Genomic DNA, 13,703 nt, shown 5'->3' with positions numbered 1-13,703 from the left:
TCTCCGTTACACCTTTTCCACATTCACCAGGAACGCCTTAAATTCCGGCGTTTGGGTATTTGCATCGCCAACGAACGGCGTCAGCGTGTTAGCGATAAAACCTTTCTTCGCCACACCTTCATAACCCCAGTGAATAGGAATACCGATAGTATCGACGTCTTTGCCGTCCACCTTCAGAGTGCGAATACGTTTGGTCACTACCGCTTTGGCTTTGATATAGCCACGGTTGGAGGAGACGCGCACAGTATCGCCCTGAGTAATGCCCAGCTTGCCCGCCAGTTTTTCACCGATCTCCACAAACTGTTCCGGCTGCGCGATAGCGTTCAGCAACGCGTGCTTGGTCCAGTAGTGGAAGTGCTCGGTCAGACGGTACGTTGTACCGACATACGGGAACTTATCGGCTTTACCCATCGCATCCAGGTCGTCTTTAAAGACGCGGGCGGCCGGGTTAGAGACCACCTTCGGGTGCAGCGGGTTAGTGCCGAGCGGTGTTTCAAACGGCTCGTAATGTTCCGGGAACGGCCCTTCTGCCATCTTATCGAGGGCGAACAGACGACCCATACCTTCGGGCTGCATAATAAATGGCCCGACTTCGCTGCCTGGTGCGGCGGTACTGTAGTCCGGAATATCCGCCCCGACCCATTTGCCATTTGCATAGCTGAGCAGTTTGCGTTTCGGATCCCACGGATTTCCCTGTGGGTCGGCAGATGCACGGTTGTACAGAATGCGGCGGTTCAGCGGCCACGCCCATGCCCAGCCCAGCGTATTGCCGAGACCCGACGGATCGGCGTTATCGCGGCGCGCCATCTGGTTACCGTCTGGCGTCCAGCTTCCGGCAAAGATCCAGCAACCGCTTGATGTCGTACCGTCATCACGCAGATGCGCGAAGGTACCCAACTGATTGCCTTTTTTCGCCAGCACATCGCCAGTCACCGGATCAATGATATCCGCCAGCGCCTTACCGTTGCTCTCCATCGCCACTTCTTCCGCTGACGGATTTTCCGGCGTGGAGTAGTTCCAGGTCATGTTCAGAACCGGCTCCGGATTCGCGCCGCCTTCTTGCGCGTACATCTTACGCAGACGTAAGAAGATACCGGCCAGAATTTCACCATCGTTCAGCGCTTCACCCGGGGCGTCCGCGCCTTTCCAGTGCCACTGCAACCAGCGACCGGAGTTAACGATAGAGCCGTTCTCTTCCGCGAAGCAGGTTGACGGCAGGCGGAACACTTCGGTCTGGATAGTCGACGGATCGACATCGTTTGACTCGCCGTGGTTCTGCCAGAACGTCGACGTTTCCGTATTCAGCGGATCGATGGTGACCAGGAACTTCAGTTTCGACAGGGAAGCCACAACCTTGTTCTTGTTCGGGAACGACGCGACCGGGTTAAAGCCCTGGCAGAGATAGCCATTGACCTTGCCCTGACTCATCATTTCGAAGTATTGCAGAACGTCGTAACCTTTATCCCACTTCGGCAGCCAGTCAAAGCCCCAACTGTTCTCCGCTGTCGCTTTGTCGCCAAAGAAGGCTTTCATCATCGAGACGAAGAATTTCGGGTAGTTGCTCCAGTAGTTCACCTGGCCTTCCAGCAGCGGTTTTGGCGTGTTGACGGTCAGGTAAGTCTGGAGATCGGTCTGTTGTTCGCTTGGCAGTGTCATATAGCCCGGCAGGCTTTGTGACAGCAGGCCGAGATCCGTCAGACCCTGGATGTTGGAGTGACCGCGCAGGGCGTTCACGCCGCCGCCCGCCATCCCCATATTGCCAAGCAGCAACTGGATCATCGCCATGGTGCGAATGTTTTGCGCACCCACAGAGTGCTGCGTCCAGCCCAGGGCATAAAGGAACGAGGCGGTTTTATCGTGTACGCTGGTTTCGGCGATATATTCGCACACCTTCAGGAAGTCCGCTTTTGGCGTCCCGCAGATGTTTTCCACTACCTCCGGCGTATAGCGGGAAACGTGCTGTTTCAGCAAATTCCACACGCAGCGCGGATGGCTGAGGGTTTTATCGCGTTTGGCGAAACCTTTCTCATCCAGTTCGTAGTTCCAGGTGGTTTTGTCGTACTTACGCTTGTCCGCGTCGTAGCCGGTGAACAGGCCATCTTCGAAACCAAAATCTTCACGCACGATCAGGCTGGCGTTGGTATAGGCTTCGGTATATTCGCGGTTGTATTTTTCGTTGGTCATCAGGTACAGCAACACGCCTGACAGGAAAGCGATGTCAGTACCGGAACGAATCGGCGTATAAAAATCCGCAACAGAGGCGGTACGCGTAAAGCGCGGATCGATAACAATCAGCTTCGCGCCATTGTGGATCTTGGCTTCCATCGCCCAGCGGAATCCCACCGGATGCGCTTCTGCCGCGTTCCCCCCCATCACAACGACAAGGTTGGCGTTTTTTATGTCGTCGCGCCATTGTGGATCTTGGCTTCCATCGCCCAGCGGAATCCCACCGGATGCGCTTCTGCCGCGTTCCCCCCCATCACAACGACAAGGTTGGCGTTTTTTATGTCGACCCAGTGGTTGGTCATCGCACCGCGACCAAATGTTGGAGCAAGACTTGCTACCGTTGGTCCGTGTCAGACACGCGCCTGGTTGTCGACGGCTAACATGCCGAGTGCGCGGGTAAATTTTTGCGTTAAATAACCGGTTTCGTTACTGGAGGCGGATGCGCACAGCATCCCGGTGCTCAGCCAGCGGTTGACGGTGGTACCCTGGGCGTTTTGCGCAATATAGTTGGCGTCGCGATCGGCTTTCATCAGTTTGGCGATGCGTTCAAAAGCATCTTCCCAGGTGATGCGTTGCCATTTATCGGAGCCTGGTGCGCGGTATTCTGGGTATTTCAGGCGGCTTTCGGAGTGGATGAAATCCACCAGGCCTGCACCTTTCGGGCAGAGCGCCCCACGGTTTACCGGGTGATCCGGATCCCCTTCGATATGAAAAATTGACGCTTTGGCGTTTTTTGCACCGTCGCCGAGGCTATACATCAATAGCCCGCAGCCAACGGAGCAATATGTGCAAGTATTACGGGTTTCGCGGGTGCGTAACAGCTTATATTGCCGTGTCTCCGCAAGCGCGATATTTGGGGCGAAGCCCAGTGCTGCTGCCGTTGTACCTGCCATACCGCCAGCGCAGATCTTAAAGAACTGCCTTCTGCTGACCTGCATGGTTTACTCCTGGGTTGACATTACTCTTATCGTTTTTTCTTTGCGGTGATTTTCACAAAGGTTCAGAATCGCTGTTTATCCCTCTGCTCCAGAAGGATATGCGCGGAGGATACCACAATGTTGGTACGCTTGTTCGAGGGTAGTTAATACAAAGTGAACAATTTGCATACTAAAAAGCACGAAAATGCAACATCAGTCACAGGCGCACGCCAGGTTTCGCTTTGGAAGCGTGATGACTTGCAACATGCCCAACCCGATATGCTGGCGGAAGAGGTGCCCGTTGCGCTGGTGTACAACGGTATTTCCCACGTGGTGATGATGGCCTCGCCAAAAGATCTCGAATTTTTTGCTCTTGGCTTCTCGTTATCCGAAGGGATTATCGAAAGCCACTCAGAAATTTATGGCATGGATGTGGTGCCATCCTGTAATGGTCTTGAGGTGCAGATTGAACTCTCCAGCCGCCGTTTTATGGGGCTGAAAGAGCGCCGCCGTGCGTTGGCCGGGCGCACCGGTTGCGGCGTTTGCGGCGTTGAGCAACTGAATGATATTGGCAAACCTATTGTCCCGCTGCCGTTCAGCCAGACTTTTGATTTAGCCGCGCTGGATAATGGCCTGGCGCGCTTAACCGACGTTCAGCCTGTTGGCCAGCTTACCGGTTGCACACACGCCGCCGCGTGGATGCTGCCATCTGGTGATCTGATTGGCGGCCATGAAGATGTCGGGCGTCATGTGGCGCTGGACAAGTTGCTTGGTCACCGTGCCCGTGAAGAGGATCGCTGGTCGTCTGGCGCAGTGCTGGTTTCCAGCCGGGCCAGCTATGAGATGGTGCAGAAATCGGCCATGTGCGGCGTGGAGATCCTGTTTGCGGTTTCTGCGGCGACTACTCTGGCGGTGGAAGTGGCGCAGCGTTGTAACCTGACGCTGGTGGGTTTTTGCAAGCCGGGCAGGGCGACAATCTATACCCATCCGCAGCGTCTTAAGGGACTGTAGGGCGTTTTTTATGCCTTAATGCAGCCCCGCCAGACGCAGCAATGCTGTCACCACCGCCGCTGAGAGGATAACCACAATCAACGGCATTTTGCGCCAGGCGAGAAATAGCGCGAACAACACGCCTGATACGCGCGCCATGCCGGCAAAATGGTCGCCTTCGTATAACATCGACGCCAGGGCAACAGCGAACAGCAGCGTTGTGGCTGCATCGGACAGTAGCGCCTGGGCGCGCTCAGAAAGGGCAAGCCGACCGCCAAGTTTTGCACCGCCAAGGCGCATCAAATAAGTACCGATGGAAAGAATGGCGATGCCGCCGAGGGTAAGCGCAACACTGGCCATTATTTCTTCCTCGTCAGTAAGCCCAGCAAAGAGAGCAACACCGGTAACCCGACCGGAGCAAATGGGACTGCGGCCAGCGATAATGCCGCGCCACTGGAGGCGCGCACCAGCGTGGTTCGCTTTTTCAACGCCGGTAACACCAGCGCCAGCAAGATGGCCGGGAAAACCGCATCCAGCCCGATGGTCTCCGGTGCGGGAAGTAATTTGCCGAGCGATGCGCCAATCAGCACACCAGCGGGCCACAGCAGCGCAACTCCCAGCCCGCACAGCCAGTAAGCGGCTTTGCGCTGCTCCGGCGTCTTTTGCGATAAGCCGAAGACCACACTTTCATCATTCATAATGTGACAACCCACTAAACCTACCGCACGTTTGCCGACCAGCTCACGCACTGTTACACCGAAAGGCACATGGCGGGCGTTCACCAGTAATCCCGCAACCGCCGCAGCCAGCGGATTGCCGCCGCTGGCGACAATACCTATAAACATAAATTCGGATGCACCGGCCAGCACCAGCGTTGAGAGCGCAAGGGGAACCCACAGCGGAAAACCGTACGCCATCGCCAGCGATCCATACGAGACAGCAACAACGCCGACTGCCAGACAAACAAGGATAATTGCTTTTATGGTGTCGCCTTCAAGGGACGCAAAGTGTCGTGTAAACATCGTTTTTTAGCCATATCGAACGTGTATCCATTATAATGAACACATCAAAACCGTTTTTCAAGACGAACGTAATGTTCGATTAAATGAACACTGAGGTCGTGTATGACACAACCCATCAGCATCATCGCCAAAAGCCTGGTGCGTGAACGTCAGCGAACCGGGCTATCATTGGCCGAAATCGCTCGCCGTGCCGGTATCGCGAAATCGACGCTATCACAGCTGGAAGCCGGAAACGGTAATCCTAGTCTGGAAACACTCTGGGCGCTGTGTGTCGCACTGGATATTCCCTTCGCGCGCCTGTTGGAGCCACAAAAGCCTAAAACCCAGGTGATCCGCCGGGGAGAAGGTACCAAGGTGGTTGCCGAGCTGGCGCATTACCAGGCCATTTTACTGGCATCGTGCCCGCCCGGCGCGCGGCGCGATATCTACTTTCTGCTGACGCAACCCGGCGCGGATCGTATTTCACAGCCCCACCCGACAGGTTCAGTCGAGCATATAATTGTGACACAAGGTCGTGCGCTGGTTGGGCTGACAGAAGCACCGGAGGAATTAAACGAAGGGGATTACATCTGTTACCCCGGGGATCGGGAACACATCTTCAAAGCACTGGAGCCGGATACGCAAGCCATTCTGGTGGCGGAACAAAATTAAGCGTATTCAGGCACTTTCCACATCGCAGAGTTTCGGGAAAGTTAAGTCGTATTAATAATACTTAATCTTTCCTGCTTCTACTATTTTCAAAATCTATACTTTCGCAATTAATAATGGTCTCATTTCTGATTAAAACTCTGATTAATAATGTTTTCAAAATATTCCCTTTATTTTTATAGATTTTCTGCTTGCTTCATTAATTCTATGTTTTTTCAACGAGTTAACTATTTTTCCTATTGTTTCCTCAAATATTCTCAAATGTGTTATTCGTTATTGCTATATTAATAAAGATATTTCATTTTTTAGGCGGATATTGGCGTATTTACATCATGCTTTGTCTCGTTGTACTTTATTTGAGGGTTATGATGATTGATATTAAGTCAATCTATTTTTCGGCTGTAAATAATAAACTATGAGGTGATTTATGTTCAGGATGAAAAGCATTTGTGCCGCAGCAACTATTTTTGCTCTTGGCGTAAGTAGTTCAGCTTTTGCAGCAAACGCAAGTAATACCGTGCGTTTTATGGGTGAAGTGAGCGAGCAAACTTGTAATATTGACCTTAATGGTAGCACTACCTCTCCGGTTGTACTTTTACCTACCGTAAGTAATAGCCAACTTACCAGCGTTGGTGCAACTGCTGGGGAAACTCCTTTCACCGTGACCCTTTCTGGTTGTGGCCCGCAAGTAGCAAATGCCGGTATCGTGTTTATTTCTAACCATACTGAAGGGGTGAATTTGAAAAATACTGCTGCAACGGCTCCGGCAACTAATGTCGCGATCCAGTTGTTAGAAGGTCCGACGGTATTAGACTTTGTTAACAATAAAGCTGAAACCGCTAAGCAGTCTGTCGGTGGTAGCAATACTTCTGCTGCTTTTGACCTGACCGCGCGTTATGTTGCGACCGGTGTTGTTACTTCAGGTAACGTTGAAGCACAAGCGCATTTCGCCGTTACCTACATGTAATTTTATTAAAAGCGCTGCCTTGTGCAGCGCTTATATGCGGTTTAAATCAATATGCCAAAATATAAATTACTTTCCGCTCTGCTTTCGCTTTTTCTGCTTTCATTTACGTTCAGCAATGCATCTGCAAGTGTGATGATGCTGGGAACTCGTGTTATTTATCCTGCTGATGTAAAAGAAAAGTCATTAGTTTTTACTAATACGGGCAATGATCCTGTTTTGTTACAGGTTTGGACGGATATTAATAATCCAGATTCAACGGCAGAAACGGCTGACGCGCCTTTCCTTGTGATGCCGCCGATTTTCCGTATCAATCCCACCGTTAAGCATAACTTGCGGCTGAAGTTTACCGGAGCCGATTTACCACAAGATCGTGAATCTCTTTTTTGGTTGAATTTTCTTCAATATCCGGCAAAAAAAGAGTCCGATAAAGGTAAAAATAGTCTAATTCTCATGATCAAAAGTCGGGTAAAGATTTTATATCGCCCTTCAGGCCTTGCAGGGAATGCAAATAAGTCGCTTGATGATGTGAAAGTTAGCCTGAATGGCAAAAACATAGAAGTCAAGAATGCAAGTCCCTGGTTTATTTCCGTTGCTAACGCTTTCATTGAGGAAGGCCAGCGTAAAAACACCGTTAAATCTTCGGAGGTCATCAAGCCGTATTCTACTGCGCAATGGGTGATGCCTTCTGGCGCAGGCAAAAAATTAACAATTAATGCAATAAATGATTATGGCGGGGTATTTAGTAAAACCTACACTTTGGTTCAATAAAAATCCCCGCTTGATAATACGGAAATATTAATCAACATGGATGATTATCATGCATTTCTTTTTTCCTCGTTTTCGTACATTTATAGGGCTGGTTTCTGTTTTTTCATGGGCGGCGTCGGCAGAAAATCATGATTTCTATTTTGATTCTTCATTATTGAGAGAGAGCGGATTATCCGCTGAAGACCTGAAGCGTTTAAATAAGGATCAACTGATTCCTCCAGGACTACACTCTCTGGATATTTTTCTTAATGGAAAATTCATTACTCACAGCGATATAGAATATTCCCGCCGGGGTGAGAAAGTTGAACCCTGCTTATCCCATGAATTATTAACAACGTTAGGTCTTAAATCACTGCCACCGGAAGCGAAATCGTCGTGTTATTGGATCGGTGACGTGGTGCTGAACGGCGTTAAACACAAAGACGATTTTGCGCAACTGCGCATGGATTTTATTGTGCCGCAGGCATTATTAACAACTGTTCCTCCGGGCAGCGTAAGCGAGGCGAGTCTTGATGCCGGGGAAAGCATGTTATTTCTCAACTACATTGCCAACCAATATCACGTTAAATCTCGACAAGGCCACGCAGGCAGTATGGATTCAAGCTGGCTGAATCTTAATGGCGGTATCAACCTGGGAATGTGGCGCTATCGGCAGCAATCCAACCTCAGTTATAGCAAGCATGAAGGCAGCCGTTGGAGCACCGTCCGGCGTTATGTTCAACGTGCCATCTACCCATTACGCAGCGAGCTATTGCTTGGCGAAGGCTATACGGATGGGCAGTTTTTTTCCAGTATGGGTTTTCGCGGTTTGCAGCTCTCATCAGATAGCCGAATGTTACCGAACTCCCGGCGTGGCTATGCGCCGGTTGTCCGGGGGATCGCTAAAACCAACGCAAAAGTCACTATCATGCAGGGCAACACTACCTTGTATGAAACGACCGTTGCGCCGGGTCCATTTGCCATTGATAGTCTGTTCCCGACAAGTTTTGCGGGGGATTTAACGGTTCTTGTCAGTGAGGCTGACGGTAGCGAAAGCACATTTAACGTGCCTTTCTCCGCGTTGGCAGAATCCATGCGTCCCGGCGCTTTTGGCTATGTTTATACCCTTGGCCGCGCGCGCGACGTTGGCGATAACGATCTGTTCAGCGAAATCGCCTGGCGGCAAGGGCTGACAAATTCGCTTACCCTCAATATGGGTAACCAACTCGCTAAAGGTTACATGAGTTATTCGCTGGGGGGCGTATACAGTACCGTCGCCGGGGCATTCGGTCTGAACACCATGTTTTCTCGTGCGAAGACGACGAATCGAGGCTACCAGAGTGGCTGGACGTTGCGTGCGAACTACAGCAAATTTATTCCGCGAACAGGTACCTCAGTTACGTTGGCAGGCTACCGCTATTCAACGGAGGGCTATGCCGAACTTTATGATGCTTTAGGTTCGCGCGAAGCGTTCAAGCACGGCGCACAGTGGCAGTCACGCAGTTGGAGACAGCGCAATCGCATAGAGATCTCTGCCGGCCAAACCTTAGGGGAATTTGGGGATATTAATCTCTCTGCATCATCACAAGATTATCGCGACAGTAAAAAGCGCGATAAACAGCTTCAATTCAACTGGAGTAAAACCTTCAAGCACGGCATTGCGCTAACACTTGGTATCGCGCGTACCTATAACGTTGTGCCAAGTGGTATGGGTGATCATTCGTGGCAAGGCAGCGGTTCCCTGCCCACTTTCTCTTTGCGCAACCGGATGCAAACCATGTGGTCGCTCTCAGTCTCCATACCGCTCGGTAGCCAGCGTTACTCGCCTATTCTATCGACCAGCGCGCATCGTTCGAGCGACAGCAACAGCCGCGACGGTGGCTATCAGACGACGCTTAGCGGTGTGTATGGCGAGCATAATCCTCTGAGCTATAACCTGAACTACTCAACGGATAACAGAGGAGAGCAGTCGGTATTTGGCGGTGGTCTGCAAAAAAGTTTCTCTTATGCCAATGGCGGAATGTCCTGGTCCACGTCGAAAAATTACTGGCAAGCCTCCGGTTCACTACAGGGCTCATTGGTCGCCCATAAAGGCGGCGTGACGCTCGGACACTGGGTAGGTGACAGCTTTGCCTTGATTGATGCGCCAGGTGCCAGCGGGGCGGAAATCATCGGAGGTCAGGGGACGCGCGTTGACGCGTTTGGCTATGCGATTGCGCCGTCACTGGGTGCGTATCAATTCAACAGCATTGGTCTGGATCCCCGCAATATGAATGATGATGCTGAACTGCAAACCTCTCAACAGCGCATCGCGCCTTATGCCGGGGCGACAGTACGGCTGCGTTTTAACACCTTGAGTGGGCAAGCAATGCTCATTACCGCGAAGCACCCAAAAAACATTCCAATGGGCACTGCCGTATATGACGGCTATGGCAACTATACCGGCATGGTAGGGCAAGCCAATCAAATCTATCTGCGTACTAACGACAAAAAAGGGGAGCTACGGGTTCAGTGGGGTGATAGCACTGAAGAAAGTTGCCAGATTGCATGGCTTATTACGCCACCCCGCAAACCGTTACTTCTGATGGATCTGCTTTGTCGCTAATAAATGAAGTTATTTATGACACTTATACGCATCATTTTGCTGAACTTGATTTTGTTGATTAGCTTGCCCGTTGGCGCACTGTGCAAAAAAGGGCCGGATTTTGTCCGGACAGAATTAGATGCATGGGGTGTTGGGCTAGGGCTGGGCACCGTTAACGTCTCCAGTCTGGCGATACATCCGGTGGGCACTCCGCTGGGCGCAAGTGTTGTGACTTTTGCAAATAACCCGCGTTACAAAGGCCCGGACAGTGTTTTATGGGTCTGTGACATTGCAGATAAAAACAACATTTTTGAGATTATTGCCACCAATGGTGATGATCGTAACGGGGGTTTCTTTGATTTAGGCGCCGCCGATGGTTATCCCAACTACTATGGCACGCTGTTTAGCCACGTAGGGATACGTCTGATACATGTTAATTCAGGCACGCCCTTTACACGCTACTTCCAGCGTATCCCGATGAAAAACTATCTCGTTTCACCCGATGGCACGCAGATTTATATTCGCGTTAAGGATTTTAGCCCCATACGTGCCGATCTCATTCGTTTGAGCTCTGAATCACCTTATGGGGTCGCACCTACTGATTGGTGCGCCAAAAGATACCAAATAACAACCGGTACCTATACCTGTGTCCAGCCCAATGCGTATGTCTCCTTCTGCTCGCCCGGTAGTACGCAAGCCTATTGTGATGCTGGAGATTCTGCCTATGACTGGAACGGTTGGTTAATGGATAACTGGATGGCAGTCAATATGGGGAACGCCACTGTCCCGGGGGCAACGCTGGTGGCGACGCCAACGTGCGTAGCAAAAAGTGTTACACCCGTGGTGTTATTTCCCACAATTTCCATTACCGACCTGAACAATGGCCAAAGTGTTCAAAGCAATTTTGACGTGCGTATTCTCTGTGAGGGCCGTTCAGTTAGCCACACGGTTCAAGGGACGACGGCGCTGGGTCTCCAGGTACCGTACGACAGTTATCTGGCCGCAAACAGACTGAATCTGGTGAACGCGTCGGGCGGTGTGAGCTATCTGCTTCCTCCCAATTACGGTCAGCCAGGCGTGGCGGGTGGCGTTGGCATACGGATTGCGAACGCCAACAGCGGTACGCTGCGCAATTTTCTTGGCTGGAATCATTGCCAGACAGGTACTTGTCTGCCGGGCAATAACGGCGGTTGGTATGCGGTAAGAGATGGGGCAACAATGATCACTAACGGCGGTTCGCAAGGGATTAGCGAGTATGTCGTCAATTTCAATGCTTATCTGACACGTATTGCTGGTCAAACGGTTACCGCCGGTAAAGTGGACGCCAGTGCGCAAGTGCTGGTGAAAGTACAATGACGTTTCGTTTTGCTGCGTTACTGATGGCGGTCTTATTCACGACCGCCTTTTCCACTCACGCGGGGCTGATTGCAGCCTCAACGCGCGTAATTTTTAAAGAAGGCCAGACACAACAGAGTCTAATGTTAGTAAACACCAATAGCTGGCCGGTGATGGTACAAACCTGGGTCGATCACGGTGATATTGATGTCGCGTCACCCAGTCGCATCAAAACACCATTTGTCTCTATTCCCACGCTATTTTCACTGGAACCGCAGCAGATGCAGGGGCTGCGGCTGGTGTATAACCAGCAAGCATTGCCGGAAGATCGTGAATCCGTGTTCTGGCTTAATTTGTATGAGATCCCGCCCAAGTCCACTACGCCTGAGCCACATATGCAGAGCGTGACCCTGACGATGAATACGCAAATGAAAATCTTCTGGCGTCCGAAAAATCTTGGCGAACCAGAAGATATCAGCAAAAAAATCAGCTTCAGCCGGGTAAGCAACGGCGAAAAAATCGAGATTATTTGCCGGAATGCATCACCCTGGTATGTCTCGTTTGCGGGTTTGTCGTTAATGGCAGGAGATAAGGTCTACGCCGTTGAGCAACAGCCAGACATGATGGTGTCGCCCTACGGCGAAAAACGCTATACCGTGGTGGTCAAGACACCCCCGCCAGCGATGTTACCTTTACGTATCAAAGCTCACCTGATTGATGATATCGGGCAGGTTTACGAAAGTGAGTTTCCGTTCCGCTAACCCCCTCCCTGCAATAGAGAGGGGGCAAACGGCTATGCCAGATAAAACACTTCCTGTAGCTCCGCACTCACCGGGCTGTTATCCGGGTTAGCGGGCATTACATCGCGCATATGTTTCCACCAGCGCTGGCACACGTCGGTATTGGCTACCGCATTCCAGCGTGCTTCGGATTCGATCTCGACCGTTGCGAACAGCAGGTTGCGTTCTTTATCGAGGTAAATGGCGTAATGGTGCGCGCCGCCCTCTTTCAGTGCCGCTTCCAGCTCCGGCCAGATAGGGTTATGGCGACGTTCATACTCTTCGTGCGCATCGGGATTAACCTGCATCACAAAGGCTTTGCGGATCATAATGCCTCCAGATAGAGCTCGCGGACTTCATCCCGGCTGGCAGTTCGCGGGTTGCACGGCGCGCACGGATCGGCCAGCGCTTTATCCAGCCAGCCTTCGATATCCGCTTTGGTCACACCCAGTTTGCTAAAGCCGGAAGGAATACCGACGCGCGCACTCAGTTTACGAATAGCGTTGATCGCTTCCCTGCTTGCCGCTTCATCGCTCATGCCTTTGGTGTCGACACCCATCGCCTGTGCGACGCGGGCAAAGCGGGTCACCGCACTCGGGCGATTAAAGTTTTCGATGATCGGCAGCAGGATGGCGTTGCATACACCGTGCGGCAGGTTGTGGGTTGCGCCCGGCTGATGCGCCAGCGCATGCACCAGGCCAAGACCGGCACTGTTAAACGCCATGCCCGCCAGGTACTGACCAAACGCCATTTGCTCGCGCGCTTCAAGGTTATGCCCATCGTCTACCGCTTTCGGCAGCCACAGATTGATCAAGCGAATCGCTTCCAGCGCATTGGCATCGGTTAACGGATGCGCGCCCACCGAAACATAGGCTTCCACCGCGTGGGTCAGGGCATCCATACCGGTTGCAGCGGTGACTGCGGCGGGGATCTCCAGCATCACGCTGGCATCGTCTACCGCGATATCCGGGATGATATTGGGATCGATAATCACCTCTTTGACCTGACGCGCGGAATCAATAATCACCGCGTTACTGGTCATTTCCGCCGCCGTACCCGCTGTGGTGTTAATCGCCACCAGCGGCACACCGGCATTTTTCACTTTACCGACGCCGGAATAAGCCGTGGACGGGCCTGGGTTAGCGGTGAGGATTTTTACTGCTTTGGCGGTATCGATCGGGCTACCGCCGCCAAAGGCGATAATGTAATCGCAGGCCGCGTTTTGGTACGCAGCATAACCTTTTTGCACCAGCGCTTCGGTCGGGTTCGGGAAGACGTCATCAAACAGATGGTAAGGCATATTGTGTGCTTTCAGCGCGGTAAACAGGCTATCCAGCAAGCCCAGTTTCACCAGTTGCCCGTCGGTAACAATCAGGGCTTTGCCCCACTGTTTATTTGCCACCAGATTGACCATATCGCCAATTGCGCCTGCGCCATGCAGGCTGATTTTGGGTAGTGCCAACATAAAACTCATCGTAACTCTCCTTA

13 protein-coding genes are annotated in these 13,703 nt (G+C 51.8%); 7 read left to right on the top strand and 6 right to left on the bottom strand.

The genetic code is table 11. The features are described 5' to 3' along the window. Positions 1-6: 6 nt before the first annotated feature. A complete protein-coding gene (fdnG, locus tag Q5705_18680; GenBank protein WLI79062.1) occupies positions 7-2,517 on the bottom strand; it encodes a formate dehydrogenase-N subunit alpha in 2,511 nt (836 codons plus the stop codon). Positions 2,518-2,576: 59 nt separating this feature from the next. Beyond that, complete coding sequence (locus tag Q5705_18675) at positions 2,577-3,164, bottom strand: molybdopterin-dependent oxidoreductase (GenBank protein WLI76574.1); 588 nt, start codon at positions 3,162-3,164, stop codon at positions 2,577-2,579. A 153-nt stretch (positions 3,165-3,317) separates the two neighbouring features. Between Q5705_18675 and fdhD the strand changes: the two genes are divergently transcribed. Then, on the top strand, positions 3,318-4,154 hold the full coding sequence (fdhD, locus tag Q5705_18670) for a formate dehydrogenase accessory sulfurtransferase FdhD (protein WLI76573.1): 837 nt from the start codon (positions 3,318-3,320) through the stop codon (positions 4,152-4,154). 15 nt (positions 4,155-4,169) lie between these two features. On the opposite strand, the gene Q5705_18665 is transcribed toward fdhD, so the two are convergent. Further along, positions 4,170-4,493: an AzlD domain-containing protein gene (locus Q5705_18665; GenBank protein ID WLI76572.1), complete on the bottom strand. Its 324-nt coding sequence runs from the start codon at positions 4,491-4,493 to the stop codon at positions 4,170-4,172. Further along, complete coding sequence (locus tag Q5705_18660) at positions 4,493-5,155, bottom strand: AzlC family ABC transporter permease (protein ID WLI76571.1); 663 nt, start codon at positions 5,153-5,155, stop codon at positions 4,493-4,495. Before Q5705_18660 ends, Q5705_18665 begins: the two co-directional genes overlap by 1 nt. A 102-nt stretch (positions 5,156-5,257) precedes the next feature. On the opposite strand from Q5705_18660, the gene Q5705_18655 reads away from it, so the two are divergent. The 6 genes from Q5705_18655 (at position 5,258) to Q5705_18630 (ending at position 12,197) form a co-directional block, all read left to right on the top strand. Continuing rightward, entirely contained in the window at positions 5,258-5,806 is a 549-nt protein-coding gene (locus Q5705_18655) for an XRE family transcriptional regulator (protein ID WLI76570.1), read from the top strand. A 424-nt stretch (positions 5,807-6,230) separates the two neighbouring features. Beyond that, positions 6,231-6,770 (top strand): fimbrial protein, encoded by a 540-nt coding sequence (locus tag Q5705_18650; GenBank protein WLI76569.1) that lies wholly within the window; start codon positions 6,231-6,233, stop codon positions 6,768-6,770. A gap of 51 nt (positions 6,771-6,821) precedes the next feature. After that, entirely contained in the window at positions 6,822-7,538 is a 717-nt protein-coding gene (locus Q5705_18645) for a molecular chaperone (GenBank protein ID WLI76568.1), read from the top strand. 49 nt (positions 7,539-7,587) lie between these two features. Beyond that, the gene (locus Q5705_18640; protein ID WLI76567.1) at positions 7,588-10,122 is read left to right on the top strand and encodes a fimbria/pilus outer membrane usher protein; all 2,535 of its coding nucleotides are present in this window, start codon (positions 7,588-7,590) and stop codon (positions 10,120-10,122) included. A 15-nt stretch (positions 10,123-10,137) separates the two neighbouring features. Further along, positions 10,138-11,457, top strand: coding sequence for a fimbrial protein (locus Q5705_18635; protein WLI76566.1), 1,320 nt, complete (start codon positions 10,138-10,140; stop codon positions 11,455-11,457). Next, on the top strand, positions 11,454-12,197 hold the full coding sequence (locus Q5705_18630; protein ID WLI76565.1) for a molecular chaperone: 744 nt from the start codon (positions 11,454-11,456) through the stop codon (positions 12,195-12,197). The genes Q5705_18635 and Q5705_18630 overlap by 4 nt, the downstream gene beginning before the upstream one ends. A 32-nt stretch (positions 12,198-12,229) precedes the next feature. On the opposite strand, the gene rhaM is transcribed toward Q5705_18630, so the two are convergent. Together rhaM and fucO are read right to left on the bottom strand one after the other, a co-directional pair. Further along, a complete protein-coding gene (gene rhaM / locus Q5705_18625) occupies positions 12,230-12,544 on the bottom strand; it encodes an L-rhamnose mutarotase (GenBank protein WLI76564.1) in 315 nt (104 codons plus the stop codon). Then, complete coding sequence (gene fucO / locus Q5705_18620) at positions 12,541-13,689, bottom strand: lactaldehyde reductase (GenBank protein WLI76563.1); 1,149 nt, start codon at positions 13,687-13,689, stop codon at positions 12,541-12,543. The genes rhaM and fucO overlap by 4 nt, the downstream gene beginning before the upstream one ends. Between the last annotated feature and the right edge of the window lie 14 nt (positions 13,690-13,703).

It is taken from the genome of Kosakonia sp. H02 (assembly GCA_030704225.1).
Classification (GTDB): domain Bacteria; phylum Pseudomonadota; class Gammaproteobacteria; order Enterobacterales; family Enterobacteriaceae; genus Kosakonia.
This window is presented reverse-complemented; position numbering and strand designations above follow the sequence as displayed.

What these genes read in the sequence shown, in the direction of transcription:
- Q5705_18675 (WLI76574.1), bottom strand. Translation starts at nt 3,164, where the DNA reads ATGCAGGTCAGCAGAAGGCAGTTCTTTAAGATCTGCGCTGGCGGTATG.
- Q5705_18665 (WLI76572.1), bottom strand. Translation starts at nt 4,493, where the DNA reads ATGGCCAGTGTTGCGCTTACCCTCGGCGGCATCGCCATTCTTTCCATC.
- Q5705_18660 (WLI76571.1), bottom strand. Translation starts at nt 5,155, where the DNA reads ATGTTTACACGACACTTTGCGTCCCTTGAAGGCGACACCATAAAAGCA.
- Q5705_18655 (WLI76570.1), top strand. Translation starts at nt 5,258, where the DNA reads ATGACACAACCCATCAGCATCATCGCCAAAAGCCTGGTGCGTGAACGT.
- Q5705_18650 (WLI76569.1), top strand. Translation starts at nt 6,231, where the DNA reads ATGTTCAGGATGAAAAGCATTTGTGCCGCAGCAACTATTTTTGCTCTT.
- Q5705_18645 (WLI76568.1), top strand. Translation starts at nt 6,822, where the DNA reads ATGCCAAAATATAAATTACTTTCCGCTCTGCTTTCGCTTTTTCTGCTT.
- Q5705_18640 (WLI76567.1), top strand. Translation starts at nt 7,588, where the DNA reads ATGCATTTCTTTTTTCCTCGTTTTCGTACATTTATAGGGCTGGTTTCT.
- Q5705_18635 (WLI76566.1), top strand. Translation starts at nt 10,138, where the DNA reads ATGACACTTATACGCATCATTTTGCTGAACTTGATTTTGTTGATTAGC.
- Q5705_18630 (WLI76565.1), top strand. Translation starts at nt 11,454, where the DNA reads ATGACGTTTCGTTTTGCTGCGTTACTGATGGCGGTCTTATTCACGACC.
- rhaM (WLI76564.1), bottom strand. Translation starts at nt 12,544, where the DNA reads ATGATCCGCAAAGCCTTTGTGATGCAGGTTAATCCCGATGCGCACGAA.
- fucO (WLI76563.1), bottom strand. Translation starts at nt 13,689, where the DNA reads ATGAGTTTTATGTTGGCACTACCCAAAATCAGCCTGCATGGCGCAGGC.